Origin of the sequence: Cellulosimicrobium sp. 4261, from assembly GCF_040546915.1 — a bacterium.
GTDB classification, from domain to species: domain Bacteria; phylum Actinomycetota; class Actinomycetes; order Actinomycetales; family Cellulomonadaceae; genus Cellulosimicrobium; species Cellulosimicrobium cinnabarinum.
Window position 1 is genome coordinate 213,282 of sequence record NZ_JBEPOQ010000002.1, and the last position, 26,004, is coordinate 239,285.

At 75.4% G+C, this 26,004-nt stretch carries 29 protein-coding genes and 1 tRNA gene; 17 read left to right on the forward strand and 13 right to left on the reverse strand.

Annotated elements, in window-relative coordinates; genetic code table 11:
• Positions 1–2 precede the first annotated feature (2 nt).
• From ABIE39_RS03225 to glsA, 8 genes are all read left to right on the forward strand, one after another.
• Positions 3–76, forward strand: a tRNA-Pro gene (locus ABIE39_RS03225).
• 287 nt (positions 77–363) lie between these two features.
• Positions 364–777, forward strand: coding sequence for a hypothetical protein (locus ABIE39_RS03230; RefSeq protein WP_354050415.1), 414 nt, complete (start codon positions 364–366; stop codon positions 775–777).
• Between the two features lie 94 nt (positions 778–871).
• Positions 872–1,498, forward strand: a complete 627-nt coding sequence (locus tag ABIE39_RS03235) for a DUF305 domain-containing protein (protein ID WP_354050417.1) — start codon at positions 872–874, stop codon at positions 1,496–1,498.
• Positions 1,499–1,790: 292 nt separating this feature from the next.
• Positions 1,791–2,210 carry a hypothetical protein gene (locus tag ABIE39_RS03240; RefSeq protein ID WP_074806588.1) on the forward strand — a complete coding sequence of 140 codons (420 nt, stop codon included), beginning with the start codon at positions 1,791–1,793 and terminating at the stop codon, positions 2,208–2,210.
• A gap of 27 nt (positions 2,211–2,237) precedes the next feature.
• Positions 2,238–2,942 (forward strand): MSMEG_4193 family putative phosphomutase, encoded by a 705-nt coding sequence (locus ABIE39_RS03245; RefSeq protein ID WP_354050419.1) that lies wholly within the window; start codon positions 2,238–2,240, stop codon positions 2,940–2,942.
• Positions 2,943–3,010: 68 nt separating this feature from the next.
• Positions 3,011–3,559, forward strand: coding sequence for a DUF3090 domain-containing protein (locus ABIE39_RS03250; protein WP_354050420.1), 549 nt, complete (start codon positions 3,011–3,013; stop codon positions 3,557–3,559).
• A gap of 77 nt (positions 3,560–3,636) precedes the next feature.
• Positions 3,637–4,380: an SCO1664 family protein gene (locus ABIE39_RS03255; RefSeq protein WP_354050616.1), complete on the forward strand. Its 744-nt coding sequence runs from the start codon at positions 3,637–3,639 to the stop codon at positions 4,378–4,380.
• A gap of 43 nt (positions 4,381–4,423) precedes the next feature.
• Complete coding sequence (gene glsA, locus ABIE39_RS03260; RefSeq protein ID WP_354050422.1) at positions 4,424–5,416, forward strand: glutaminase A; 993 nt, start codon at positions 4,424–4,426, stop codon at positions 5,414–5,416.
• A 52-nt stretch (positions 5,417–5,468) separates the two neighbouring features.
• Here glsA and ABIE39_RS03265 read toward each other — a convergent pair whose 3' ends face one another.
• Complete coding sequence (locus ABIE39_RS03265; protein WP_175008503.1) at positions 5,469–6,233, reverse strand: SDR family NAD(P)-dependent oxidoreductase; 765 nt, start codon at positions 6,231–6,233, stop codon at positions 5,469–5,471.
• Positions 6,234–6,333: 100 nt separating this feature from the next.
• Between ABIE39_RS03265 and ABIE39_RS03270 the strand changes: the two genes are divergently transcribed.
• Positions 6,334–7,200 (forward strand): helix-turn-helix transcriptional regulator, encoded by an 867-nt coding sequence (locus ABIE39_RS03270; protein WP_354050424.1) that lies wholly within the window; start codon positions 6,334–6,336, stop codon positions 7,198–7,200.
• A 4-nt stretch (positions 7,201–7,204) separates the two neighbouring features.
• On the opposite strand, the gene ABIE39_RS03275 is transcribed toward ABIE39_RS03270, so the two are convergent.
• Entirely contained in the window at positions 7,205–7,585 is a 381-nt protein-coding gene (locus tag ABIE39_RS03275) for a VOC family protein (RefSeq protein WP_175008505.1), read from the reverse strand.
• A gap of 97 nt (positions 7,586–7,682) precedes the next feature.
• On the opposite strand from ABIE39_RS03275, the gene ABIE39_RS03280 reads away from it, so the two are divergent.
• Positions 7,683–8,942 (forward strand): AI-2E family transporter, encoded by a 1,260-nt coding sequence (locus tag ABIE39_RS03280; protein ID WP_354050426.1) that lies wholly within the window; start codon positions 7,683–7,685, stop codon positions 8,940–8,942.
• Between the two features lie 19 nt (positions 8,943–8,961).
• Here ABIE39_RS03280 and ABIE39_RS03285 read toward each other — a convergent pair whose 3' ends face one another.
• The gene (locus ABIE39_RS03285; protein WP_175008507.1) at positions 8,962–9,339 is read right to left on the reverse strand and encodes a hypothetical protein; all 378 of its coding nucleotides are present in this window, start codon (positions 9,337–9,339) and stop codon (positions 8,962–8,964) included.
• A 103-nt stretch (positions 9,340–9,442) separates the two neighbouring features.
• On the opposite strand from ABIE39_RS03285, the gene ABIE39_RS03290 reads away from it, so the two are divergent.
• The gene (locus ABIE39_RS03290) at positions 9,443–10,048 is read left to right on the forward strand and encodes a DUF4334 domain-containing protein (protein ID WP_175008508.1); all 606 of its coding nucleotides are present in this window, start codon (positions 9,443–9,445) and stop codon (positions 10,046–10,048) included.
• On the opposite strand, the gene ABIE39_RS03295 is transcribed toward ABIE39_RS03290, so the two are convergent.
• Together ABIE39_RS03295 and ABIE39_RS03300 are read right to left on the reverse strand one after the other, a co-directional pair.
• Positions 10,012–11,205, reverse strand: a complete 1,194-nt coding sequence (locus tag ABIE39_RS03295) for an NAD(P)/FAD-dependent oxidoreductase (RefSeq protein WP_354050428.1) — start codon at positions 11,203–11,205, stop codon at positions 10,012–10,014. The two genes, ABIE39_RS03290 and ABIE39_RS03295, sit on opposite strands and share 37 nt — an antisense overlap.
• A gap of 95 nt (positions 11,206–11,300) precedes the next feature.
• Positions 11,301–12,494 carry a helix-turn-helix transcriptional regulator gene (locus ABIE39_RS03300; RefSeq protein WP_354050430.1) on the reverse strand — a complete coding sequence of 398 codons (1,194 nt, stop codon included), beginning with the start codon at positions 12,492–12,494 and terminating at the stop codon, positions 11,301–11,303.
• Positions 12,495–12,629: 135 nt separating this feature from the next.
• Between ABIE39_RS03300 and ABIE39_RS03305 the strand changes: the two genes are divergently transcribed.
• The 3 genes from ABIE39_RS03305 (at position 12,630) to ABIE39_RS03315 (ending at position 15,720) form a co-directional block, all read left to right on the forward strand.
• Positions 12,630–13,046 (forward strand): VOC family protein, encoded by a 417-nt coding sequence (locus tag ABIE39_RS03305; RefSeq protein ID WP_354050431.1) that lies wholly within the window; start codon positions 12,630–12,632, stop codon positions 13,044–13,046.
• A 150-nt stretch (positions 13,047–13,196) separates the two neighbouring features.
• Entirely contained in the window at positions 13,197–14,678 is a 1,482-nt protein-coding gene (locus ABIE39_RS03310; protein WP_354050433.1) for a trypsin-like serine peptidase, read from the forward strand.
• A gap of 40 nt (positions 14,679–14,718) precedes the next feature.
• Positions 14,719–15,720, forward strand: a complete 1,002-nt coding sequence (locus ABIE39_RS03315; RefSeq protein WP_175008513.1) for an MvdC/MvdD family ATP grasp protein — start codon at positions 14,719–14,721, stop codon at positions 15,718–15,720.
• 39 nt (positions 15,721–15,759) lie between these two features.
• On the opposite strand, the gene ABIE39_RS03320 is transcribed toward ABIE39_RS03315, so the two are convergent.
• The 4 genes from ABIE39_RS03320 to ABIE39_RS03335 all read right to left on the reverse strand — a co-directional run bounded on the left by ABIE39_RS03320 (position 15,760) and on the right by ABIE39_RS03335 (position 18,363).
• The gene (locus tag ABIE39_RS03320) at positions 15,760–16,497 is read right to left on the reverse strand and encodes a glycosyltransferase (protein WP_175008514.1); all 738 of its coding nucleotides are present in this window, start codon (positions 16,495–16,497) and stop codon (positions 15,760–15,762) included.
• Positions 16,494–17,099: a DUF2238 domain-containing protein gene (locus ABIE39_RS03325; protein WP_354050435.1), complete on the reverse strand. Its 606-nt coding sequence runs from the start codon at positions 17,097–17,099 to the stop codon at positions 16,494–16,496. Before ABIE39_RS03325 ends, ABIE39_RS03320 begins: the two co-directional genes overlap by 4 nt.
• 127 nt (positions 17,100–17,226) lie before the next feature.
• A complete protein-coding gene (locus ABIE39_RS03330; protein ID WP_354050437.1) occupies positions 17,227–17,733 on the reverse strand; it encodes a VOC family protein in 507 nt (168 codons plus the stop codon).
• A gap of 33 nt (positions 17,734–17,766) precedes the next feature.
• A complete protein-coding gene (locus ABIE39_RS03335) occupies positions 17,767–18,363 on the reverse strand; it encodes a GNAT family N-acetyltransferase (RefSeq protein ID WP_354050439.1) in 597 nt (198 codons plus the stop codon).
• Positions 18,364–18,494: 131 nt separating this feature from the next.
• Between ABIE39_RS03335 and ABIE39_RS03340 the strand changes: the two genes are divergently transcribed.
• Positions 18,495–19,034 (forward strand): hypothetical protein, encoded by a 540-nt coding sequence (locus tag ABIE39_RS03340; protein WP_354050441.1) that lies wholly within the window; start codon positions 18,495–18,497, stop codon positions 19,032–19,034.
• Positions 19,035–19,044: 10 nt separating this feature from the next.
• Here ABIE39_RS03340 and ABIE39_RS03345 read toward each other — a convergent pair whose 3' ends face one another.
• From ABIE39_RS03345 to ABIE39_RS03355, 3 genes are all read right to left on the reverse strand, one after another.
• Complete coding sequence (locus ABIE39_RS03345; RefSeq protein ID WP_209829197.1) at positions 19,045–19,854, reverse strand: hypothetical protein; 810 nt, start codon at positions 19,852–19,854, stop codon at positions 19,045–19,047.
• Between the two features lie 83 nt (positions 19,855–19,937).
• Positions 19,938–21,563, reverse strand: coding sequence for an ABC-F family ATP-binding cassette domain-containing protein (locus ABIE39_RS03350; protein WP_354050443.1), 1,626 nt, complete (start codon positions 21,561–21,563; stop codon positions 19,938–19,940).
• A 267-nt stretch (positions 21,564–21,830) separates the two neighbouring features.
• Positions 21,831–22,772, reverse strand: coding sequence for a LysR family transcriptional regulator (locus ABIE39_RS03355; RefSeq protein ID WP_209829195.1), 942 nt, complete (start codon positions 22,770–22,772; stop codon positions 21,831–21,833).
• A 96-nt stretch (positions 22,773–22,868) separates the two neighbouring features.
• Here ABIE39_RS03355 and ABIE39_RS03360 point away from each other — a divergent pair, with 96 nt between their 5' ends.
• Positions 22,869–24,143 carry an MFS transporter gene (locus ABIE39_RS03360; RefSeq protein WP_354050445.1) on the forward strand — a complete coding sequence of 425 codons (1,275 nt, stop codon included), beginning with the start codon at positions 22,869–22,871 and terminating at the stop codon, positions 24,141–24,143.
• 54 nt (positions 24,144–24,197) lie between these two features.
• Here ABIE39_RS03360 and ABIE39_RS03365 read toward each other — a convergent pair whose 3' ends face one another.
• On the reverse strand, positions 24,198–24,764 hold the full coding sequence (locus tag ABIE39_RS03365; RefSeq protein WP_354050447.1) for a dihydrofolate reductase family protein: 567 nt from the start codon (positions 24,762–24,764) through the stop codon (positions 24,198–24,200).
• A gap of 209 nt (positions 24,765–24,973) precedes the next feature.
• On the opposite strand from ABIE39_RS03365, the gene ABIE39_RS03370 reads away from it, so the two are divergent.
• Complete coding sequence (locus ABIE39_RS03370) at positions 24,974–25,999, forward strand: hypothetical protein (protein WP_354050449.1); 1,026 nt, start codon at positions 24,974–24,976, stop codon at positions 25,997–25,999.
• Positions 26,000–26,004: the final 5 nt, after the last annotated feature.

A 26,004-nucleotide genomic window follows, 5' to 3' on the forward strand; every position in this document is an offset into this window, starting at 1 on the left:
CACGGGCTGTGGCGCAGCTTGGTAGCGCACCTGACTGGGGGTCAGGGGGTCGCAGGTTCAAATCCTGTCAGCCCGACAAGAGAAACAGGCCAGAGGAATACTCCTCTGGCCTGTTTTTTGCTTTCGGCGACTGCTTCTGCTATGTCGTCTAGCAACCAGGCGGCCTCACCCTTGTCGATCTACGCAATCGAGCCGCACTAACTGGCTGCGACGACCACGTCTCGGCGGAATTCAGCGGGATGGGGCTGGCACGAGCGACATCCTTCCGGTGAAGAGCACGGTCCCCGCCGATCAGGAGTCAACCGATCTTGGGGCAGTCCCGACCCGATGGTCGCTTGCTAGGGTGGCGGCGACATGCACCCCATGGCCGCACTCCGTTCGCTGCTCGCCGGGCGCCGGCGAGGGCTTTCGGGTGCCCTGCTGATCGCTGCGCTGCTTCTCGGCGTCGTGACGATGCACGCGATGAGTGGTTCGTCGACGGCCCACGTCGGGCCTGCGGCGGTCATCGCCGAGACGAGCCACCCCGCGGGTGCACCGGCGGCCGACGACGGCCCCGGGCACCACCAGCAGGGTGGCTGCCTCGACTGCGGCGGGCACGAGATGGCCTCGGCCATGTGCCTCATGGTGCTGGTCGTGCTGCTCGCCCTCGTGCGCCCCGGGCGCGGCCTCCTGGCACGCCTCACCCCCGTCTGGTCCCGCCTCGTCGAACCGGGGCGCGCTCAGCCCTTCCTCGGCCTCGCGCCGTCGCTGCACCTCCTCGGCATCTCTCGGACGTAGGAACCACACGCCGTCGGCGCGCCCTGCGTCGACCGATACGCCCCGCACCGGGGCGCGTGTGGTTCCTGAGTACCGAGACGAGAGGTCTTTCCCCATGGAGTTCACGAGAGTGCTGGTTCCGGCGATCGCGCTGGCGACCGTCGCGAGCCTCGCGGCGTGCTCGAACGACGACGAGCCCGGGAGCGGGGCGGCGTCGTCCGCCACGACCGGTGCCGAGGAGCAGGACGGCGCGGCGGAGGGCGCCACGTTCAACGACCAGGACGTGATGTTCGCCCAGATGATGATCCCCCACCACGAGCAGGCGATCGAGATGTCCGACGTCATCCTGGCCAAGGACGGCGTCGACCCTGCGATCACAGACCTGGCGAACCAGATCAAGGGCGCCCAGGGGCCCGAGATCGAGCAGCTGACCACGTGGCTGGAGGAGTGGGGCTCTCCGATGGAGGAGCCCGGCGGCATGGACCACGAGGCCATGGGCCACGGGTCGATGGACGGGATGATGAGCGAGGAGGACATGGAGGCCCTGGACGTCGCGCAGGGCGCGGAGGCGGGGAAGCTCTTCCTCGAGCAGATGATCGTCCACCACGAGGGTGCGGTCGAGATGGCGCAGACCGAGGTCGCCGAGGGAGAGAACGCGGACGCGGTCGCGATGGCGCAGGAGATCGTCGAGACCCAGCAGGCGGAGATCTCCACCATGGCAGACCTGCTCACCTCGAGGTGATCCCGCCCCGCGGGGCGCGCCGTCGCACGCGTCTGACGTGCGCGCGCCCCGCGGGCCCAGGCCGAAGGACCCGACACCGTGCTCACCCCTGCTCTCACGAGGCGGGTCACGGGGTGGGCTGACCGTGGAGGGCCGATATACCCTTGCGGGGTATCGCTTGCGAGCGACCGGCTCGCCACGTCACGAGAGGAAGCAGGGCACGCATGACCTCCCCGGGGCAGTGCGGCGAGCGCGAGCCGACGACGGCTCGGCACCAGGCTCGTCGCCACGTTCGTCAGCAGGGCGTCGACGCGTGACGGCGACGACCCCCACCGACGACCGGGAACGGCGTCCGCGCCCCGCGCGCACGGTCCCCGGCATCACCGCGTGCGGGCTCTGCGCGGGGGAGACGCTGGCCGCGACCGACACCCGTCCGGGTGGGCAGCTCGACCGGCTGCGCCGGATCGCCGAGACCGGGGACGCGCGCCTGACCGTCGTGGACTGCCTCGACGAGTGCGAGCGCGGGGACGTCGTCGTGGTCAGGCCGGTGCCCGCCGCCCGTGCCGCCGGTCCTACCTGGTTCGAGCAGCTCGCGGGCGACGAGCTCACCGACGCCCTGCACTGCTGGATCCGCGCGGGCGGACCGGGCATGGCGCCCCTGCCCGACCGGCTCGTCCCGCGGGTCATCCAGACCCAGGACACGGCGTCAGCGGACGCCACCGCCGCGAGCTGAGAGCCGGCGGTCACCTACGCTCGGGGCATGCCGACCGTCCTGCTCGTCCGTCATGGCCGCACCACCGCGAACGCGAGCGGCATCCTCGCCGGGCGCGCCGACGGCGTCGCGCTCGACGCGGTCGGGCGCGACCAGGCGGCCCGGGCGGCCGAGCGCATCGCGGGCGTGCTGCTCGCGCGGGTCGTCACCAGCCCGCTGGAGCGGTGCCGGCAGACCGCGCAAGCCGTGCTCGACCACCAGGCGGACGACCTGGAGACGGTGACCGAGCACGGGATCACCGAGTGCGACTACGGGCAGTGGCAGGGTCGTGCGCTCAAGGACCTCGCCCAGGAGCCGCTGTGGTCGGTCGTGCAGACGCAGCCGTCGGCGGCCGTCTTCCCGGGCGGCGAGTCGCTGGCCGCGATGCAGGCCCGGGGCGTCGAGGCGGTCCGGCGGCACGACGCCGAGGTCGCCGCCCGCCACGGCGCGGACGCGGTGTGGGCGGCGGTCTCGCACGGCGACGTCATCAAGTCCGTGCTCGCCGACGCGCTGGGGGTGCACCTTGACCTCTTCCAGCGCATCGTCGTCGGCCCGGCGTCGATCTCCGTCGTCCGGTACGGGCCGCACCGTCCGGAGGCCGTGGCGCTGAACACCGACGCGGGCGACCTCTCCTGGCTGCGCGGCGCGGCGCCCGCGGGGGACGCGCCCGTCGGCGGTGGGGCCGGGCCGGGCCAGGCCGACGGCGCGCGGTAGCCGGAGCGTCCGGCGTCCGACCCGTGGCCGTCCCGTGCGGACGGGCCGTGCGCTCGTAGAGTGAGGGCATGCCGACTCTCGTCCACGAGTACGACTGGCCGGACCGCGTCGTCGTGGGGACCGTCGGGTTGCCCGGCTCCCGCACGTTCTACCTGCAGGCGCGCGAAGGCACCCGGACGACGAGCGTCGCGCTCGAGAAGGAGCAGTCCGCCGTCCTGGCGGACACGATCCAGCGCCTGCTGGACGAGCTCATGGAGGAGCCCGACAACCGGTACAGCGTCCCCGCCGACGTCCCGGCCGAGCTCGTCGACGACGACCCCCTGGACCTCCCGGTCGAGGAGGAGTTCCGCACGGGCGCGATGCGCCTCGCGTGGGACCCTCGGACGGCGCAGGTCATCGTCGAGGCGTTCCCGCTCGTGGACGACGACGACCTCGACCCCGAGGCGGACGAGCCGGAGCCCGCGGAGTCGCTCCTGGTCAAGATGCCGGTGGGGACGGCGCGCGCGTTCGCGCAGCGCACGCGCGCCGTCGTGAGCGCGGGGCGCCCCCTGTGCCCGCGGTGCGGCCGGCCGGTCGACCCCGACGGGCACGAGTGCGCGCTGCCCGACGAGGCGTGACGACCCCGCGCGACGACGCCGCCGCGCCGTCCGGTCTCGACCCTGCCGGCACCCCGCCCGACGCCGCCCTGACCGAGATGCCGCTCGACGTCGTCGGGCGCATCCGGACCGCGTCGAACGCGACGTTCCTCGCCCGCCTGGGCGACCTCTCGGTCGTGTACAAGCCGGTGGCAGGGGAGAAGCCGCTGTGGGACTTCCCGGACGGCACGCTCGCGGGTCGCGAGGTCGCCGCGTACCTCGTGTCGGAGGCGTTCGGCTGGGGGGTCGTGCCGCGCACGTGGCTGCGCGACGGGCCGCTCGGTCCGGGCATGGTGCAGCTCTGGCAGGACGTGGACTCGACGCAGTCGCCCGTCGACGTCGTGCCCACCGACGAGGTCCCGCGCGACGGGGTCCGGACGGTGCTGGAGGGCGTCGACGAGGAGGACCGCCCGGTCAGCGTCGTGCACGAGGACTCGCCGGCGCTGCGCCGCATGGCCGTGCTCGACGCCGTCGTGAACAACGCCGACCGCAAGGGCGGGCACGTGCTGCCGCTGGCGGACGGGCGGCGCGCCGGCGTCGACCACGGCGTCACGTTCCACGTCGAGCCCAAGCTCCGCACGGTGCTCTGGGGCTGGCTCGGCGAGCCGCTCGCCGACGACGAGCTCGCCGGGGTCGAGCGCGTGCGTGCGGGCGTCGACGGTGACCTCGCCTACCGTCTGCGCGAGCTCCTCGCGCCCGACGAGGTGGCCGCCCTCGCGGAGCGCTGCGACCGGCTGCTGCGCACGGCACGGTTCCCCGCACCGGAGGGCGACATGCCCGCCGTGCCGTGGCCGCTGTTCTGACCTCCTGGGCGAGCCGCGCAGGCCGCGGGTAGCGTCACGAGGGATGAGCCATCACCCCGACCCGTGGATCTCCACCGGTTCTCTGCCCGGGCACGACGTCGTCGAGGCCGCGCTCGACGACGCGTACGAACGCTTCCGCGACCTCGACGAGGGGGCGGTCATCGAGGACGTGCCCGCGCTCGCGGGCGCGGAGCCGGACCTGTTCGGTGTGGTCTTCACCGACACGGCGGGGACGGAGCACGCGCGCGGCGACGTGCGCCACCGGTTCTCGATCCAGTCGATCTCGAAGGCGTTCGTGTACGCGCTCGTCTGCCAGGAGATCGGGCACGACGCCGTCCTGGAGCGCGTGGGCGTCGACAACACGGGCGTGCCGTTCGACTCGGTCCTGGCCATCGAGCACGGCGAGGGGCACCCGATGAACCCGATGGTCAACGCGGGCGCGCTCGCGACGACGGGTCTGGTTCCCGGTGACACGGACGACGCCCGGTGGGACTTCCTCGTGCACGGTCTGTCACGGTTCGCCGGGCGCGCCCTCGACGTCGACGAGGAGGTCTACCGGTCCGAGTCCCGGACGAGCCAGCACAACGAAGGGCTCGCCTCGCTGCTCGCGAGCCACGGGCGCCTGCACGGTGACGCGGCGGCCGTCGTCGACCTCTACACCCGGCAGTGCGCGCTGCGCGTCGACGCCCACGACCTCGCCATGATGGGCGCCACGCTCACCAACGGCGGTGTCAACCCGTCGACCGGCGAGCGCGTGGTCGAGGCGGGCATGGCTCGGGACGCGCTCAGCGTGGTGGCTTCGACGGGGATGTACGAGAGGTCGGGCGAGTGGCTCTTCGAGGTCGGGGTGCCGGCCAAGAGCGGCATCTCCGGAGGCATCGTCATGATGTCGCCGGGAAAGGGCGCGGTGGCGGCGTTCTCCCCGCGGCTCGACGACGCGGGGAACTCGGTGCGCGGTCGCCGCGCGGGCGCGCTCCTGTCGCGCGCTCTCGGGCTCGACCTCTTCGCGTCCCGACCCGCAGGCACAACCCCCTGAGCCGGGCTCCCGCGCCGTCCTCTCCGTCCTGCGCCGCCACGGACGAGCCCGCTCAGCGACCGTGCGGGTCAGACGCGTTGAGGGTCCGCACGACGTCGTCGTAGTCGCCGCGCGCCTCGCCGAACCGGAGGAGCTTCACGCGCTCGACGAGGATCTCGTGCGCGTCGGGCTGCGTGCGCAGCAGGTCGACGACCTCGGTGACGAACTCGTCGAGCGGCATGGCGATCGCGCTCTCGCGCTGACGCGGCATGAGGTCGGTCGCCACCGACGGCGGGACGAGCTCGACGACGTCGACGCTCGTGTCGGCGAGCTGGAGCCGCAGCGCCTCGCTGAGCATGTGGATCGCGGCCTTCGACGCGTCGTACGTCGGCGTGGCCGCGAGCGGCGCGAACGCCAGCCCGGACGACACGGTGACGATCGTCGCGCGCGGCCGGGTCTGCAGGTGCTCGACGAACGCGCCGACGAGCCGGATCGGCCCGAGCACGTTGGTCGTGATCGTCTCCTCGGCGGTGTCGAGGAAGCCCTCGGGGTGGTGCCAGTCCTCGGTGCGCATGATGCCGGCCATGGTGACGAGGGTGTCGAGCTCGGGGTGACGGTCGAGCACCTCCTTCGCCGCGGTGGCGATGCTCTCGGGGTCGGTGGTGTCGATGCGCACGGTGTCGAGGCCGGGGTGCTCGGCGGCGATCCGCTCCAGGAGCTCGGCGCGGCGCCCGCCGACGACGACGGTGCTGCCCTGCTCGTGGAGCGCGACGGCGAGCGCGAGCCCGATGCCGCTCGTCGCGCCAGGGATGAAGACGGTGCTGTTCCTGATGTCCATGCCTCGATCCTGGGCGCCCGGCGCGCGCCGCGGCAGAGTCCGGTGGACGGGGGACCGGCGATCCCTGGCACGGGCGCCGCGCACCCCGGACGATGGGCGCATGGACCGCGCCGCGCTCGCCGACTTCCTCCGCCGTCGCCGGGAGACCCTGCAGCCGGGCGACGTGGGCCTCCCGGCCGGGCTGCGCCGTCGGGCACCGGGCCTGCGCCGCGAGGAGGTGGCGCAGCTCGCGCTGATGTCGACGGACTACTACACGCGCCTGGAGCAGCAGCGCGGGCCGCAGCCGAGCACGCAGATGCTCGCGTCGATCGCGCGGGCGCTGCGCCTGTCCGACGACGAGCGCGACCACCTCTACCGGGTCGCCGGGCACGGGGTCCCCGACCGGGCGACCGATCCCGGGCACGTGGCCCCGGCGTTGCAGCGCGTGCTCGACCGCCTGGGCGACACCCCTGCCCTGATCCTCGACCCGCTCGCGCAGACGCTCGCGCAGAACGACCTGGCGCGCGCGCTCTACGGCGACGCGTCCGCGTACACGGGGTGGGACCGCAGCGAGATCTACCGGTGGTTCGCCCACCCGACGACGGCGCGGGCGATCTACCCGGCCGACGACCGGGACCGGCAGGGCCGCGCGCTCGTCGCGAGCCTGCGGTCGGCCGTCGCGGTGCTGGGTGCGTCGTCGCGCGCGGGCGAGCTGGTGCGGGTCCTGTCCCGCACGAGCCCGGAGTTCGTGGCGCTCTGGGACCGGCAGGAGGTCGCGCGCCGGTTCGTGGACCACAAGACGCTCGTGCACCCGGTGGTGGGGGAGATCGAGGTCGACTGCCAGGCGCTCGTCACGGAGGACCAGCTGCAGGTGCTCCTCGTGCTCACGGCGGCGCCGGGTACGCAGGCGGCGGACCGGATCCGGCTGCTCGGGGTCGTGGGCACGCAGGACCTCGCCGTCCGGGCGTCCGGCCCGCAGGCCACCTGATCGCTCAGGGGTCGAGCCGGCGGCGGAGCAGGCAGAACTCGTTCCCCTCGGGGTCGGCGAGGACGTGCCACGGCTCGTCGCCCGTCTGGCCGACGTCCGCGGGCCGCGCGCCGAGGCCGAGGAGTCGTTCGAGCTCGGCGTCCTGGTCGCGGTCGGTCGGGTTCACGTCGAGGTGCAGCGGGAGCTTGCCCGCGCGCGGGTCGGTGCTCGGGCTGAGGATCAGGGTCGGCTGGGGGCCGCCGAACCCGACGCCCGGCGGGCCGATCTCGATCGAGCCGTCCTCCTCGCGGTCGAGCTCGACGTAGCCGAGCACGCCGCACCAGAACCGCGCGAGCAGCTCCGGGTCGGCGCAGTCGAGGACCAGCTCGCTGATGCGGGACGCCATGCCTCGCACCCTACGGGGCGCCCCGTCCCGGCACCCGGCGGGTGACGCCCGATCGTGGCACCCTGGCCGTCACACGTGCGGCGAGAGAGGGAGCGGGATGGGTCTGGGCAGACGGCGGTCGGGCAAGCGGGCGGACGAGCGCACCGAGGAGGCTCCCGCCGCGGAGCGGGTCGCCGTCGCGGAGCGCGCCCCTGCCGGGGAGTCGGACGCCGCGACGGAAAGGGACGACTCCGTCGAGCCCGCGCGGCCGGCGGGGGTGTCCGCGCTCTGGTCGGACGGCCTCGGTCGCGCGGGCACGCGCTCGGTGCAGGTGCTCGCCCTGGTCGCGCTCGTCGCCGTCGCGGTGTTCGCGGTGACGCGGCTGACGCTCATCGTCATCCCCGTCCTCATCGCGCTCGTGCTCGCCGCGGCGATCTCGCCGCTCGTCGGCCTGCTTCGGCGCAAGGGCGTGCCGTCGTTCCTCGCGACGGTCGTCGCGCTGCTCGCGCTCGTCGTCGTGCTCGGCGTGGTGGTGTGGCTCGTCGCGGCGGCGGTCGTCAAGCAGTGGCCGGAGCTGCGCGACCAGGCCGTCGAGGGCTTCGACGAGCTCCAGACGTACGTGCAGAACCTGCCGTTCGACATCACCGAGGAGCAGATCGCGTCGGTGCGCGACTCGCTCGTCGGCCTGCTCCAGTCCGACGCGGTCGGCGCCGGGGCGCTCGCGGGCGCCTCCCAGACGGTCGACTTCGTCGCCGGGTTCTTCGTGATGATCGTCGTGCTGTTCTTCTTCCTCAAGGACGGCCCGGCCATCTGGGAGTTCCTGCTGCGTCCGTTCGAGGGCGCCCGGTACGCGCGCGGGCAGCGCATCGGCGAGACGACGGTCCGCACGCTCGGCGGCTACGTGCGCGGGACGGCGATCGTCGCCGCGGTGGACGCCGTCGCGATCGGCATCGGCCTCGCGATCGTCGGGGTGCCGCTCGTCCTCCCGCTGTCCGTGCTCGTGTTCCTGCTCGCGTTCATCCCGCTCGTGGGGGCCACGCTCGCGGGCGTCCTGTGCGCGCTCGTCGCGCTCGTCGCCGTCGGGCCGGTCGAGGCGCTCGTCGTCGTCGTGATCGTCATCGCGGTGAACCAGCTCGAGGGCGACCTGCTCCAGCCGGTCGTCATGGGCCGCACGCTGCGCCTGCACCCGCTCGTGATCCTCATCGCCCTCACCGCGGGCACCGTGCTCGCGGGCCTCACGGGCGCCGTGCTCGCCGTGCCCATCGCGGCGTCGATCTGGCGCGCGATCCAGGTCTGGGACGGCCCCGACCTCCCCGCGCGGTTCGCGCGCCAGAAGCGGCACGAGACCGTGGACGTCGGGCCGGCGTCGTCGTCCTGACGGCGGGTGCGGGGCGGGCTCAGGCCCCGGCGGTCCCCGCGCGCGCCCAGAGGGCGGCGAACTCCGCCGCGTCGAGCGGGTGGACGTCGCCCGTCCCGGCGAGGTCGGCGTCGTCGAACGGCTGGTCGGTGAGGAACCCTGCGTCGTCCTCGACGACCTCGTCGTACGCGTACCGGCGCCACGACCCGTCCTCCAGCCCCACGACCTGTCGGACGGCGACCACCTCGCCCGCGAGCGGCACGCACGCCCACGCGTAGGCGCGCCCGTCGAGCTCGCGCCCGCTCGCGAGGTACCACCAGCGGTCCGCGTGCTCGGCCGCGCGGCGGAGCGCCGCGACGCTCCGCGCGAGCGCCTGCGCTGCGGGGTCCTGGTCGGTCTCGTGGTCGCCGTGCTGCACGAGCACCAGTGTGTCAGCGCCGGGTCCGGCGGGACGGGCGTCGTCCCGCGCCGCGCGGGAGGATCGGGACGACGGCACCGCCAGGACGACGGAGGAGCGACGCATGACCGACCCCGACACCGTGCGGCCGGAGCGCTCGCCGTCCGGCACGCTCGACGACCTCGCGCGCGGCACGACGCCGGACGCTGCGCTCGCGTTCTTCGACACGCTCGCGCCGGTCGACGGCGATGCGCTCCCAGGGTTCTGGTGGGGCTCCGGGCTGCCGACGGGGCACGTGCTCGACGGCACGCTCGAGGCCCTGGGCTGGGCGGGCAAGCGGTTCGAGCCCGGCGGCGACGCGCACCCCCTCCTGTTCGACGGCCCGGGCGGCGACGTCGTGGACGTGAACCCCGCGCTCGTGCCGCTCCCGCTCGTGCTGCGAGCGGCCCCGGCGCTGCGTCGACCCCGGGTCGCCCGGGTCGTGCGGGCGCTGCTGCCGCTCACCCGGACGCGCGCTCCGCGGGCTCGGGTGCGCGCCGTCGTGCACCGTGGCGTCGTGACCGCGGCGATGACCTACGACGCGCTCCCCGTCGAGGACGCGCTGCGTGCCGTCGACGACGACACGGTCGTCGGCTGCATGGAGGCGCGCGGCATGGGCCGCCCGTTCTTCTTCGTGCTGCGGCGTGCCGCGGGTCAGGACACCTTGCCCTGGAGCAGCCGCCGCCAGTAGATCGTGGGCTGCAGGTAGCGGTCGAACAGCAGCAGGCTGCGGCGCGGGCGGGCGAGGTCGACGACGCCGAACCCGGGGTCGGGTCGGCGGTCGCGGTCGAACTCCGCGAGGAGGAGACGGTCGCGCGACGTCGTGACGGGCGCGACCGAGTAGCCGTCGTAGCGCTGCATCGGGGTGCCGCGCCGTCGGGCCTGGATGTTGCGCGCCACGACGGGCACCTGCCGGCGCAGGGCGCCGCCCGAGGGCATCGCGTCGACCGCCGCGGCGTCGCCGAGCCCCCAGACGCGTGGGTGCGCGACGTGCTGGAGGGTCTCGGGGTCCACCGCGACGAACCCGTCGCTCTCCGAGGTCGCGAGCCCGCTCGCGGCGACCCACGCCGGGGCGCGGTGCGGCGGAGCGACGTAGAGCGCGTCGTACGAGACCTCGTCGATCCCGTGCGGCCCGCGGAGGCGGGCCGTGCGGTGGGCCGCGTCGACGGACACGAGCGTCGTCGCGGTACGGACCCGCACGCCGTAGCGCCGGGCGGCGGCGCGCAGCGCGGGCTCCGCCCGCGGGTCGTCCACGAGTCGCGGCGACTCGACCGCGAGCTCGATCCGGATCGCGTCGAGGACGCCGGCACGGCGCCAGTGGTCGGCCGCGACGAACAGCGGCTTGAGGCCCACCGGGAAGCACGGCACGTGCCGCGCCGAGATCGCGAACACCACCGTGCCCGACGTGAGCGACGACAGCAGCTCCCACGTCTTCGGCGCGAGGTCGGGCAGGTAGCTCGTCGCGGCGTGCGGCGTGCCCATCGCCTGCTCGGCGCCGGGCACCGCGTCCCAGTCGACCTCCGACCCCGGGCACACCGCGAGGTCCCCGTAGCCGAGGGTGCGCCCGCCCGCGAGGTGCACGAGCGAGCGCTCGGGATCGACGCTGACGACGCGGTCGGGGTAGACGCGCACGCCGTCGGGCACGACGTCCTCCTGCGGCCGCGTGAGGTCGTCGAGGGTCGCCATGCCCGACGCGACGTAGGAGAGCAGCGGCCGGTACTGGTGCGTGGTGCGTGGGTCGACGACGGCGACGTCGGGGCAGCCGTCGCGGCGCAGGCGCCCGGCGAGCGAGAGCCCGGCGTTGCCGCCGCCGAGGACGAGCACGTCGTGGCGTGCCGGTGCGTTCATGGCGGGTCCGATCTGCCGGGGGCGGGTCGCTCCACGCTACGGCCGGGTCAGTGGGCTCGCCTCGCCGACGGCGCAGCGTCTCGGGTGCGCCGGGGTCACCGCCCGGCGACTGCGCCGAGGCGCCGGGCGACGGCGTCGCACGCGGCGACGAGGTCGGCCGGGCCCGCGGCGAGCACGTCGGCGTCGAAGGCCGCGACCCGGGCCGCGAGCGCCACCCACGACCACGACCCGAGCGTGACCCGGCAGTGCTCCGCGCCCACGGCCTCGACCGTGCCGTCCTCGACGAACGGCGCGACCGCGCGTGCCGGGGCGGCGAGCTCGGCCCAGCCCTGGCACGGCCACCGCGCGGCCGGTGTCTCCCGGGCTTCCGGGTTCCTGGACGTCACCGCCGCGCCCGAGGCCTGCTGCGCCGCGCTGCCCGTCGCCGTGCTTCCTGTCGCCGTGCTGCCGGCGGACGGCACAGGGCCCGCGACGGCGCCCGCGACGGCGCCCGTGAAGCGCGCCGCGACGAACGCGCCGACGTCGCCGCCGGGCACCTCGCGCGCGACGAAGCGTGGTCCCGTCGGCGTGCGCGGCGTCATCCGGTCGAGCCGGAAGGTGCGCCAGTCGTCGCGGTCGATGTCCCACGCCACGGCGTACCAGCGCCCGTCGTGCACGACGACGTGGTGCACCTCGGCGCGGCGGGGCGGCCGGGGGCCGGTGCGCGGGTCGTCGGGCTGCACCGTCCCGGATGCCGCGCCGGGGCTCGCGTCCGGGTTCGCGTCGGGGGTCGCCTCCGGTGGCGCGTCGAGCGCCACGGTCGCGTAGTCGAAGCGCAGCACCTCCCGGCGGCGCGCCGCCGCGCTCACGGCGAGCAGGACGTCGAGGTCGACCCGGACGGCCGGGCGCCCAGGTGTCGGGGCGACGGTCGTGACGTCGACCGCGTCGACGCGGTGCCGCAGCCGGGCGGGCAGCACCTGCCGGACCGTCGTGAGCGCCCGGACGGACGCCTCCGCGAGGTCGTCGCCGACGCCGCTCGCGGTGACCGTCCGCAGCGCGACGGCCAGGGCCACGACCTGCTCGTCGTCGAACAGGAGCGGCGGGAGCTCGGCGCCCGCGTCGAGGCGGTACCCGCCCACGCGTCCGCGCGTCGCCACGACCTGGTAGCCGAGCTCGCGCAGGCGGTCGACGTCGCGCCGGACCGTGCGGGCGTCGACGCCGAGACGCGCGGCCAGCTCCGGCCCGGTCCGGTCCGGGCGCGACTGGAGCAGCGCGAGCAGCAGGAGGGTGCGGCGCGACGTCTCGGTCATGGCTCCATGCTCCCGCAGAATGCGGACCCGATCCGTCCTGATGGAGCGCGAGAGTCGTGGGGTGCGCCCGGGTCGTCGGCCCGGCGCGCGGCCCGCGGCGACCGCCGCGGGTCACGAGCCTCCCGAGGAGTCCTCATGTCCGTCCAGACCACCCCGCACCTGAACTTCCGCGGCGACGCCCGCGCCGCGCTCGAGCTCTACCGGTCCGTGTTCGGGGGAGAGCTCGTCGTCACGACGTACGGCGACCTCGGCCAGGCTGCCGACCCGGCGGCGGGCGACCTCGTCGTCTGGGGCCAGGTCAGCGCCCCGAGCGGGTTCCGCGTCATGGCCTACGACGTCCCCGCCGACCGACCCTGGAGCCCGGGTGAGGCGCCGTTCTTCGTGTCCGTGCGCGGCGACGACGTCGAGGAGGTCCGCGGCTACTGGGACGCGCTCGTCGACGGCTCGACCGTCGTCGCGCCGCTCGCGTCGTCCGACTGGGCGCCGGCGTACGGCATGCTCACCGACCGTTTCGGCGTGACCTGGGTGCTGGACGTCGCGGCGCCCCGCTGATCGGGACGTCGACCGGCGAGCACGGGACCGGCGACCGGACCGCCTCCGATCCGGTCGTCGGTCCCGTGCTCGCACCGCTGACGCGGGTGTACGTGCCGGGACCCCGCGGCCTCCCTCCAGGTGCAGGGGGACCGAACCGAGGGGGAACCCATGCCCGGAAGCAAGAAGTCGGCACCACGGAAGCCGAGCCGGCGCGAGGTGCCGCAGACGCCCGACACCGTCGACGCGCTGTACCCGCCGCTGCCCGAACGCATCCCGCTGACGCTCGAGTCCATCGCGGGCGACGAGCCCACGTACGCGGAGATGCTCGAGTCCATCTGCGGCGCGACCGACGACTCCCAGCCCGTCGAGCAGTACGACGGCACGCTCGGCGTCACGCGCGCGTACGTGGACGCCCACCAGAAGCAGGCCGTGCAGGTCCAGTGGAACTCGGGCCTCGGCGGCGTCTTCACCAACCCCGGTAACGTCGACGGCGTGCGCTGGGGGAGCGGCACCCTCATCGCGCCCGACCTGGTCCTCACGTGCGGCCACCTGTTCGACCAGAGCGCGGACGGCTGGGTCCTGCCCCGGCAGAACGGGTCGATGCAGGTCATCACCCCGCAGCAGATCGCCATGAGCATGCACGTCAACGTGCTGTTCCAGGTGGACCCGTCCGGTGTCCTGCGCACCGAGCAGAGCTTCCCGATCGTCGCGCTCGTCGAGTACCGGCTCGGCGGCCTCGACATGGCCGTCGTGCGCGTGGGCGGCGACCCGGGGAACACCTACGGGTTCACGGCCGTCGCCACGGCCAACCCGGCGGTGGGCGACATGCTCGCGATCATCGGCCACCCCGCCGGGATGCCCAAGCGCGTCGAGGCCGGCCCGGCGACGGTCGTCACGACGAACCAGGTCCGGTACGACGACATCGACACGCTCGGCGGCAACTCCGGGTCCGGGATCCTCGGGCCCGCGGGCGAGCTCGTCGGCGTGCACACGAACGGCGGCTGCAACGCGGCCGGGACCGGGTCGAACTTCGGCACGGCGATCGCGGGCATCCGCGCCGTCTCGCCGACGCTCCAGGCCCTGCCCCACGGGGCGCGCACCGCGACCGCCGACGACGGCTTCACGTCCCTCGCGCAGGACGTCATCGCGACCGTCAGGGCCGCCGACCAGGTCGGCACGCTGCTGGGCGCCGACACCGCCCGCGCCGTCGACGTGCTGACGATCCGGCAGGCCGACTCGCACACGGTCGCCGACCAGATCGCGACGTCGTTCCTCCGGGACCAGGGCGGTACGCCGCGCGCCCTCGACTCGGTCTTCCAGGGCGACACCCGCTTCGCCGCGGACAACCCCGTCGGCACCGGGATCGCGGGCGACGTCGGGACCGGGCCGGGCGACACGCTCCAGGAGGGCGTCTTCGACCCCGGCGACCTCTTCGACCCCGTGGTCAACCCCGCGATCGGGCGGCTCGTGCAGGCGGGCGCGCTCGCCGGGGCGCGGCCGTTCGTCCAGGGCGCGGAGTCGCTCGTGGACGAGGAGGGTCCGGGCGAGGCGGTCGACGTCGTCGGCGCGCTCGTCGAGGCCGTCGCCGAGGCGCGCGCGACCCTCGAGGCCGTCGAGGCGACGCTCGCCGAGCTCCAGGCCGGGCAGTGACTCTGGCGACCTCGCTCACGGACCGGACCGGGAGACCGCGATGATCGGCATCGTGTCGCACGCGGACGACCTCCACACCACGGAGGTCGTCCGCCACCTGGACGCGCTCGGCGCGCCCCACGTGCTCCTCGACACGGGGCACGCGCCTCGCGACGTGGCGCTCACCTCGACGCAGGACGCCGCGGGGTGGCGCGCCGACTGGGTCGACACGAGCGCCGAGGGCGTGAGCGCGGTCGACACCACCACGCTGCGCGCCGTGTGGTGGCGCCGCCCGCAGCCGTTCGCGCTGCACGACGACCTGCGCTCCGCCCAGGACCGCGGCTTCGCCCACGGGGAGGTGGCCGCGGCGGTGTCCGGGCTCTGGTCGTGCCTGCCCGCCACGTGGGTCAACGACCCGGACCGCGACGAGGCAGGGTCCCGCAAGATGTGGCAGCTCCAGGTCGCCGCGCGCCTGGGGCTGCGCGTGCCGCGCACGTGCATGACGAACGACCCGGCCCGCGCCCGGGAGTTCCTGCACCGGGAACCGGGGCGCGTGATCTTCAAGCCGTTCAGCGGCACGCCCGCGACGTGGCGCGAGACCCGCCCCGTACGGGAGGCGGACCTCGCGCTCATCGAGAGCGTGCGCTACGCGCCCGTCATCTTCCAGGAGGCCGTCGCGGGGTCGGACGTGCGCGTGACGATCGTCGGCACGGAGCTGTTCGCGGCCGAGCTGCGCACCGAGGAGTCGGCGTACGCGTACGACTTCCGCGTCGACACCCACCACTGCCCGACGTCGGTCCACGACCTGCCCGAGCACGTCGCCACCGCGCTCCTGCGGCTCATGGAGGTGCTCGGCCTCTGGTACGGGGCGGTCGACCTGCGCCGCACGCCCGAGGGCGACTACGTGTTCCTCGAGATCAACCCGGCCGGGCAGTGGCTGTTCGTCGAGTACGCGACCGGTCAGCCGATCGCCGCGGCGCTCGCGGCGCTGCTCGCGCGTCTCGACCGCGAGGAGGCCCCGGGCACGACGCGGCGGCGCACCTGGCGCGGCAACGCGGACTGAGCGTGGGTCCGGGCGCGGGCCGGGCGCTGGCCGTGCACGTCAGCGCCAGCGGTCGCGCCACCGCTCCCACGGTGGCGCGACCGTCCAGTTGAGGCGCAGCGTGCGCCACGCGCGGTCCATGCGGCGACGGCGCTGGCGTCGCCCGCGCAGCGAGCGCGCCGACACCCCGACGCGCCAGGACCGGTCGAGCACCGTGCGTCGGCCCGGGCCGAGGCGGAACGACAGGTCGAGGTCGTCGTGGACCTCGGGGTCGTCGCGCACGACGGCGTCGCGCACGGCGGTCCACGCCGAGCGGCGCAGGGCCATGCACGAGCCCCAGAGCGCGGTGTGCCCGAGCGCGAGGTGGCACAGCACGTAGTACGCGCCGAGATAGACGATCGCGACGGCGGCACGCGCGCCGCGCGGCAGGTCGTCGAACGTGCCGGTGCCGGTCATCGCGTCGAGCGTCGGGTCGGCGGCCATGCGGTCCACGACGCGCTGCACCCACCCCGGGTCGGGGAGCGAGTCGGCGTCCAGCCGCGCGATGACGTCGCCGCGTGCGGCGTCGTACCCGGTCGCCGCGGCGGCGGGGATGCCGACGCGGTCCTCGCGCACGACGACGGCACCCCAGCGCCGCGCGACGAGCGCCGACTCGTCGCGCGACGCGTTGTCGACGACCACGACCTCGAGCGGCGCGACGGTCTGCTGCGCGATGCGCGCCAGGCAGCGATCGAGGGCGGCGGCGTCGTCGCGGACCGGGACGACGACCGACACGGTCGGGGCGGTGCGGGGCGTCACGGTCGGTCCTTGCGGAGCGCGGTGCCGCGCGCGAGGAGGACCCCGGCGACGGCGGAGCCGAGCAGCCCGGTCGCGAGGTCGGTGACCGTGTCGCCGTAGCCGACGCCGATCCGGTCGTCGAGGAACGTGTGCCCGGCCCACTCGCCGAGCTCCCACAGGATCGCGAGGACCGCCCCGAGACCCGTGGTCACCACGACGACGCCCGTGCGCCACGGCCGGTCGTCGGTGTGCGGGGCGGGCAGCGCCCCGACCCGGACGAGCGTCACCGTCGCGAGCGCCGCGATGAGCCCGGTGCACACGGCGTGCACCGGCAGGTCGAGCCACGGCACCGCGCGGTACCACTCGAGCTGGGCGGCCCAGGCGGAGGCGAGCAGCGCAGCTCCGTAGCCGACGTCGAGCACGCCGGTCACCCCGAGGGCGCGCGGCACCATCGTCCCGCCGAGCACGAGCAGGAACAGCGCGACGCCGACGCCGTCGAGCGCCGCGCCGGCCGCGACGACGCTGAGCGCGGCCGCAGCCCGGACCGCGTCGCCCGCGAGGATCGCGCCACGTCCCGGGGCGGCGAGGGAGGGGCCCGCCGTGGGGGCGGGGGAGGCGGGCATGCGGGGCTCCTGGGAGGGTGGTGCGGCGGCGGGGATCACAGCCTCACACCCCGGCGCCGCGTTCGCACGCCCGTCCGCCGGGCAGCGGGCCGGTGGTGGTTCCGTGGCGCAGCGACCACCGCGGTGCTCACGGGGCGGGTGCCTCGATCCCGATGCCCTCCAGGAACCGGGCGGAGTCGCTCCCGGCGACGAACGGTCGCGCCGCCGTCATGACGACGCGCGCGTTCTCCGGCGTGCGGACCTCGACCTCGACGGACCCCCACGGCATCTCGCGCGGGCCTGTCGTGCAGCCGGGCGTCACCGCCTCGCACGCGGCGACGATCGCGTCGACCTGCGACAGGACGCACGAGAAGCTCACCGTCAGGGCCGGCAGGTCGGGCGCCGGGGTGCCCGGGACGAGGAGCACGTCCTGGAACGCCCACCGGCGCAGGTGCACCATGCCGCCCGGCACGGAGAACAGGTCGAAGAACCCGAGCCCGCGCGTCCAGAGCTCGACGGACTCCGCGAGGTCGTCCGTCGGGACGGTCACGAACTGCGGCATGCCGTAGATGCCGCGGAACGGCTCCGGGGCGACGGCGTCGGGCCCCGGGGCGGGGACGGGGGAGAGGTCGAAGGCGGGGAACGTGTCGGTCATGCGGGCAGCCTGCGCCCTGACGTCGCGTCAGGGTCAAGCGCCCGCGCGCGCCTCGTCGGCCAGCAGCGCGTACACGACGCCGTCGACCCAGCCCAGGTCCCGGTGCAGGGAGTCGCGCACCCCTACGCCCTCGCGCCGCATCCCTACGCGCTCCATGAGCCGCCACGACGGCTCGTTCGCGAGGAACGCGCTCGCCACGACGCGCCGCAGCCCCAGGTCCTCGAAGCACACCCGCAGGAGCGCCCGGACGGATTCCGTCGCGTAACCCTGCCCCTGGTGCGCCGGGTCGAGCACCCAGCCGATCTCGGCCTCGTCGTCGTGCGGACGGTCGACGACGTCGCGCTGCGCCCAGCCATCGCGTACCGCGAGGTAGAGGTCCCCGACCACGGCGCCCTCGTGCTCCACGACGAGCGTCGTCGCGAGCCGCCCCGGCTCGACGTGGTGCTCGCGCCACTCCTCGACCGCGGTGAACCGCTGCGTGAGCCACCGGTCCACCTCCGGCAGGCTGCGGTAGGCGAACAGCGCGTCCGCGTCGTCCGGCCGGGCGCGGCGCAGCGTCAGGCGAGCGGTCCGCACGGGCCACGCGACCCGCTCCAGGGCGTCGGGGCGCAGGTCGGTGGCGTCGGTCATGCGCCTACCCTGGCACGTGCGTGGCCTGCGCATCGAGGGGATTCCCGCGGCGCGGGCCCGTCGGTCCGCACGGCGGCCCCGACGACGGGCGCGCGCGACGGCACCCGCCGCGCCGGTCTAGGGTCGCCCCCATGACGCTGTTCCTCGACGACCCCGACGAGGGTCTGTCGCCCGCGACGAGCCACCCCGCCTTCGTGTCCCTCGCGCCGGAGCCGTTCTACGACGAGGGCGAGGACCTCGCGCCGTTCGGCAACGACTCCGGGCACGACGCGCTGCGCGACCTCGAGGAGTGGTACGCGGCGGACGGGCGCGACGACGCGCTGCCCGCCTTCGTCGACGGCCTCCTCGCCGCATGGGACCTCGGGGTCCCCGAGGACGTCTGGGCGGCCGGTCGGCAGGGCGCCGTGGACCGGCTCCGCGGCGGGGACGTCGACGAGGTGGCGCTCGCGGCCGAGGCCCGCGCGCAGATCGCGATCGTGCTCGGTCAGCTGAAGATCCGCGGCGGCCTCACGCCGCACGCGCGGGCCCTGGGCACTGCGGTGCTGGACGTGCTCGCCGCCCTCAACGACCACGCGCGGGTCGTGAGCCCGGGCTGGTGGTACGCCGACGCCGACGCCGCGGCGACCGCCGCGATGGCCGCCGTCGTGCGGGCCGCGCCCGACCTGACCTGACGGCCCTGGCCTACGCCGACGGCGGGTCGTCGTCGGCCCGGCCGCCGACGAGGTTCCGTACGCGCTCCCGGCGCGCCCGGTAGCGCGCCCCGAACCGCTCCTGCGCGCGGGCGAGCCGGTGCGGCCGGCGCCCGTACCGGCGTCGGGCCCAGAACGACGACGGCTTCGCGAGCCGCACCGCGCCCACGAGCGCGACGACCGGGACCACCACGCCGACCAGGCCCGTCGCGAGCTTGCCCTTGAGGACGCACACGAACGCGAGCGCGAGGTGCACGACGACCGTCACGGTGAAGGCGAGCCAGCCGCCGGAGGTGCCGTCCGAGGTCGTGCCGATCGGCGACGCGGACAGGAGAAGGGCCCCGCCGAGCGCCCCGCCGACGAGGATCGCGTCGATCGAGCGCCGACCCTCCTCGGACCAGTAGACGTCGTCGACGTAGAGCCACAGCGCGAACTCGTCGAGCGCGAGCGCGGCGCCCGCGCCGAACAGGAGCGCGAGCACCTCCGACCACGGGTGCCCGGGGGAGTAGCGGAACTCGAGCATGCCGGTCAGCAGCACGAGCAGGATGCCCCACACCTGGTGGTGCACGTGGACGCCCCCGATCGACACGTCCCCGAGGAGGGGTCGTCGTGACGGCGACCGGTCGTCGTCCGCGGGCTCGCGCCCGGGCGCCTCCGTGGTCGTCGCTGCGGCGGCCTCGGTGCGGGCGCGGATGCGGCGCGTGATCGACCGCACGACGACGAACGTCACGACGAACCCGACGAGCGCGAACAGCGCCGGGGCGCGGCCCGTGCCCACGACGTGCTCGGTGTACCAGCCCACGGGTCCCCCTCCCGGCCGGTGGTCCCGGCTCCATCGTCCGGGGTCCGGGGCGACCCGTCGAGCGGGGCGCCCCGGACCGGCGCTCAGCGGGCGGGGTCCGCCACGCCCGCGGGCACCTCGTGGAGCGCGCCGTCCCGGTCGAGCTCGAGCCGCACGTCGACCCCGAGGCGGGCGAGGGACCCGTCGTCGTGGCTCACCACGAGCAGCGCGCCCGCGTAGCCCGACAACGCCTCGACGAGCCGCTCGACGCTGCGCACGTCGAGGTCGTTCGTCGGTTCGTCGAGCACGAGGAGCTGCGCGGGCGGGTCGGCGAGCAGGAGCCGCGCGAGCGCGACGCGGAACCGCTCCCCGCCCGACAGCGTGCCCACCGGGCGATCCACGGCCGACCCCCGCAGGAGCAGGCGTGCGAGGTGGTTGCGGACCGTGCCCGGAGCCGTCCCCGGGGCGCCGTCGCGGACGTTGTCGAGCGCGCTGCGCGCGTCGTCGAGCCCGTCGAGCCGCTGCGAGAGGTACCCGACCCGGTCGGTGAGGAGCGTCCCGCCGGCGCGCCCCGGCTCGGGCGCGCGCCCCGCGAGCAGGTTCTCCAGGAGGGTCGTCTTGCCGGTGCCGTTGGCCCCCACGAGCGCGACCCGCTCGGGTCCCTGGAGGACGACCGTGCGGTTCGTCCCGTGCAGCTCGGCGAGGCGACGGCCGTGCGGGACGTCCGGGTCCGGCAGCACGAGGCGCACGTGCTCGTCGTCGCGCACCCGGGCCGCCGCCGCGTCGAGCGCCTGCTGCGCGGCCTGGACCTTGGCGTCCAGGCCCTGGCGCATCGAGCCGGCCGAGACCTGGGCCGCGGACGCACGCAGCCCCATGGAGATGCGCGAGCCGGTGCGGTTCGCCTGGGCGGTCCGCGCCGTCCGCTCGCGGCGTGCGAGCTTGGTCTCGGCCTCGACGCGCTGGCGCTTCTCGGCGCGCAACGTCTGCTCGGCGGTCCGCGCCGCCTGCGCCGCCGCGGCCTGGTCGGCCTCGAGCTGGGCGCGCCACGCGCTGTACGGGCCGCCGAACGTCGTCAGCGTGCCCGCGTGCAGCTCGGCGGTCTCGTCGACGTGCTCGAGCAGCTCCAGGTCGTGGCTCACGACGACGAGCGTCCCGGGCCAGTCGTCGACCAGCGCGGCGAGCCGGGCGCGCGTACCGCGGTCGAGGTTGTTCGTCGGCTCGTCGAGCAGCGTGATGGCGCTGCGCCGCACCCGCAGGCCGCTGATCGCGACGAGCATCGCCTCGCCGCCGGACAGCTCGCCGACGCGCCGGTCGAGGCCGACGCCGTCGAGCCCGATCTCGGCGAGCGCCTGGGCCGCTCGCGCCTCGACGTCCCAGTCGTCGCCGACGGCGTCGAAGTGCCGCTCGTCGACGTCGCCGGACTCGATCGCGCGCAGGGCGTCGAGCGTGCGGTCGATGCCGAGCAGGCGCGCGACGCTCGCGTCGAGGCCGAGCGTGAGCGTCTGCGGGAGGTAGGCGACGTCGCCGGTGGTCGTCACGCGCCCGGACGTCGGCGCGAGCAGGCCGGCGACGAGGCGCAGCAGCGTGGACTTGCCGGCGCCGTTGTCGCCGACGAGGCCCGTGCGGCCGGTGCCGAACGTGCCGGAGAGGTGGGAGAGCGCGACGGTGCCGTCGGGCCACTCGAACGTGAGGTCGGTCAGCGTCACCGCGGACCGGTGCAGGGTGGACATGGGTGTGCTCCTCGGCCCGCGGTGCCGCGGGCGTGGTCGTGCCGGGAAGGTCGGGCGGGACGTCGTCGCGCGGGCGCGCGGACGGGCCGCCGGTGGCGGGAGCGGTGGGGCGTCGTCCATGCACGCCGGGGCCGTGGCACGAGCCGGGCCAGGGTCGCCGCAGAGGGCTCCGACGGGGCGGAGCGGGGGCGAGGGGTGCGCTGGGGCGGGCCGCCGACGGCTCGGCGGCTAGAGTCTGTCGACCTCGATGAGCACGCGTCGATGCTATCAGCGCGGCCCGGACGGGTCCGCGGGCGCGGGGCCTGTCGTCGCCCCCGGAGCCCGCTCCGCCTCCGTGACGAGCGAGGCGACGAGGGACGCGACGAGCGCCGCCGCGGCCGCGCCGGGGTGCGGCCGCGTGACGAGTCCGAGGGACCACGCCTCCGGTGCGTCGAGCGGTACGGCGACGGCGCCGGGCGCGGGCTCGTACATGTCCGCGGGGACCACTGCTACGCCGAACCCGGCGGCGACGAACGCGGGGAGGTCCCCGACGTCGGCCACCTCCGTGTCCGCGCGCGGCGCGACGCCCGCGTGCGCGAACGCCCGCTCGGCGACCACGCGGTTGCCGAACCCGCGCGGCGTCGTCACCACGCGCTCGTCGGCCAGGTCGCCGGGTGCGACGGACCGCGCCCGGGCCAGCGCGTGGTCGGCGGGCAGGACCGCGACGAAGGTCGACGACGTCAGGCGCGTGTAGCGCAGGCCGGGATGGTCCTCGGGCCCCAGCCCGGTGAAGGCGACGTCCACGACGCCGCGCCGCACGTCCTCCCCGAGGCCCGTCGACCCGGCGGGCGACGGCGTGAGGCGCAGCACGACGCCGGGGTGCCGGTCGCGGAACGCGGCCAGGGTGCGCGGCAGCCCGAGATACCCGAGGTTCGTGAACACCCCGAGCCGCACGGTGCCGCGCACGTGGTGCGGTCCGGGGGCGACGGCGGCGCGGGCCTGGTCCACGGCGTCGAGCACCGCCCGGGCCCGGGGGAGGAGCGCCTCCCCCTGCGAGGTGAGCGCGACCGAGCGCCGCGTGCGCTCGAACAGGCGGGCGCCGAGCTCCGCCTCGAGCGCGCGCACGCCCGCCGAGACGCTCGACTGGACGGCGAAGACGCGCGCGGCGGCGCGCGTGAAGCTCAGCTCCTCGGCCACGGCGACGAAGTACTCGAGCTGGCGCGTCTCCATGCCGCTCACCCTACCGATCTGACATCGGTAAACGCGATCAGAGGGATCGATAGAAGTCGTTGGACACGATCACGGGCCCCGGCGCACCGTGGACGCATGACGACGACCTCGGCACCCCCGACCCGCTCCGCACCCGCGCGACCGGACGACGCGCAGCGGCCCTCCCGGCCACCGCGTGCGCGGCGCGCGCGGCCGCTCGTGTCGCACGGGTCCGGGTTCCTCGTGGTGGCGCTCGCGTTCGCGACGGCGATGGCGTTCTCGACGGTCCCGACGCCGCTCTACCCGCTCTACCAGGCGCGCGACGGTCTGCCGACCGTCGCCGTGACCGTCGTCTTCGCCGCGTACGCCGTCGGGGTCGCCGCGAGCCTCTACCTCGTCGGGCACCTCAGCGACCGGTTCGGCCGTCGTCGCGTGCTGCTCCTCGGCCTCGTGGCCGAGCTCGTCGCGGCGGTGCTGTTCCTGCTGCTGGACGGCCTGGGCGGCCTCGTCGTCGCGCGCCTCGTCTCGGGCGTGGGGATCGGAGCCGTCACCGCGACGGCGACCGCGCACCTCGCCGAGCTCCGTGCAGCCGCCCGCCCCGGCGGCCCGGCGGACGCGAGCGCCGTCGCGGGCCTGGCGAACATCGGCGGCCTCGCGCTCGGCCCGCTCGTCGGCGGGCTGCTCGCCCAGGCCGCGCCCGCGCCGCTCACGACGCCGTACGTCGCCTTCGCCGTCCTGCTGGCCGCCGCCGTCCTCGCCGCCGCGCTCGTGCCGGAGACCGTGGCGCCCGCCGCCGCCCCGTACCGCTACCGCCCGCAGCGGGTCGCCGTGCCGCGCGCCGGGCGCGGCACGTTCGCCGCCGCAGCCGCCGCCGCGTTCGCGGGGTTCGCGGTCTTCGGCCTCTTCACGTCCCTCACGCCGAGCGTGCTCGCGACGGTCATGCACGAGGAGTCGCGCCTCGTCGCGGGCCTCGTCTCCGCCGCGGTGTTCGCCACGGCCGCCGTCGCGCAGCTCGCGACGGGCCGGCTCGTCCGCCGGCGCCAGGTCGCGCTCGCCGTCGCGCTGACCCTCGCGGGGCTCGCCCTGCTCGCCGTCTCCGTCGGCACCGCGAGCCTGCCCGGGTTCGTGGCGAGCGCCGTCGTCGCGGGCGCGGGCGTGGGCATCCTCTTCCGGGCCGCGCTCGCGACGGCGGGGTCGCTGGCCGACCCGGACCGCCGGGGCGAGGTCCTCGCGGGGGTCTTCCTCGTCGCGTACGTGGGGCTCGCGGTCCCCGTCCTGCTCCTCGGGCTGTCGCTCACGGTCGAGCCGCTGCGCCTCATGGTCGTCGTGTTCGCGGCGGCGACCGCGCTGCTCGTCGCGGCGGCCGCACCGGGGCTGGCCCGCCGGTCCTGAGCGCGCTCGCGGGGCGGACCGCGGTGCGGTCCGCCCCCAGGTGCGAGGTGGGGCCTACGCCGGTCCGGCGTCGCGCACCACCCGGTAGCGCAGCGCGGTGCGGACGCCCACCTCGTCGACGCTGACCTTCTGCAGGGTGGCGGGGACGCCGCCGTCGAACAGGCGGACGCCGCCGCCGAGGAGCACCGGCATGACGTCGACGGCGAGCTCGTCGACGAGGTCCGCCGCGAGGAGCTGGCGGAAGAGGTCCGCGCCGCCCACGAACGTCACGTCGCGGTCGCCGGCGGCCTCGACGGCGCGGCGCACCGCCTCCTCGACCCCGTCCGTGACGAACTCGATCCACAGCCGCTCGTTGCGGCGCGGCGCGACGGGCAGCGGGTGGTGCGTCACGACGAAGATCGGCGCCTGGAACTCGTAGTCCTCCGCGTAGCTGTCGGGGTCCTCGGCGCCGTCGAACGTGCGTCGCCCCATGAGCACGGCGCCGGTCTCGTCCTGGAGCCGGCGCATGTAGTCGCTGCCCACGAGCGTGTCGAAGTCCGCGTAGAGCGCGGCGCTGCTCCCGGCGGCGTCCTGCACGAACCCGTCGAGCGACACCGTCGCGCCGGCGATCACCTTGGCCATGGATCCTCCTCGTCCCTGTTGCGCGGTCGAGGGGGAGACCCGGGACGCCCCGCGGACTCATCGGTCGGCGGGCGGCCTCCGGGTCGGCCCGCCCCCGTGCGGCGCCCGCCGTCGGGCCGTTCGGCAGTTCTCATTATCGTGTTGACCCTGGTCACGGGCCGTCATGAGAGTGGCTACCGTCCCACCCGCTCTCTCACCGTGGAGGCAGCATGCCGGACGAACCTCGCCCACCCGTCCCTCGTCCCCTGACCCGTCGCGCGCTCCTGCGCGGTGCCGTCGTGCTCGGCGCGGCGACCGCGACCGGCACGCTCGCCGGCACCGTGGGCGGCATCGCCGCCCCGGCGCCCGCGCACGCGGCGGTGCCCGGTTTCCCGACGTTCCGCTACCTCGGGCAGCCGCTCGACCGGAGCACGCTGCGGTACAACCCGACGAACGAGCTGATCTTCCCCTCGGTCCGGTACGTCGCCGGGCGCGTCGAGAACCCGCTCGGCCGCTGGTACATGTACTACGCCCCGCACGACGCCCCGGGAGGCATCTGCCTGGCCTACGCGGACTCCGTCACCGGCCCGTGGCGCGAGCACCCCGCCAACCCGATCATCCCGCGCACCTGGGCGGGCTTCGACGTGAGCCACGTGTCGAGCCCCGACGCGTTCTGGAACCCGGCGGACCGCCGGATCTACCTGTTCTTCCACGGCGAGAACCACACGACCCGGGTCGCGAGCTCCGCCGACGGTCGCAGCTTCACGTACCACAACCGGGTCGTGGGCACGTACATGCTCCCGGGGGTGAGCGAGACGTCGTACGCGCGCGTCTTCCCGCACCCGACGCAGTCGGGGGTCTACGTCATGCTGCTCATGGGCAACCACGGCGGGACGCGCAAGATCTACGTCGGCTGGTCGCACGCGCTGACGTCCGGCTGGCAGGTCAAGCCGGAGCCGCTCATCACGCCCGCCGCGGGGGAGGGCGGGCAGGTGTCCGGGGCGCACTACTGGTCGCGCAACGGCGGGGGCCACGTCGTGTACCACGCGGGCTCGGGCAACATCCACGTCGCGCGCGTCGGGACGGGCTTCGACCGCGAGGACCACCTCGGCGTCCTGTACGACTCGGGGTCCGCCGCACCGGACCACGGGCGCGCCGCGGCGCCGTCGTTCGTGGAGGTCGAAGGCCGCCTGCACATGTTCTACGAGGCCGGCCAGCGCGGCTCCACGACGATCGCCCTCGCGCGCGCGGACTGACGCCC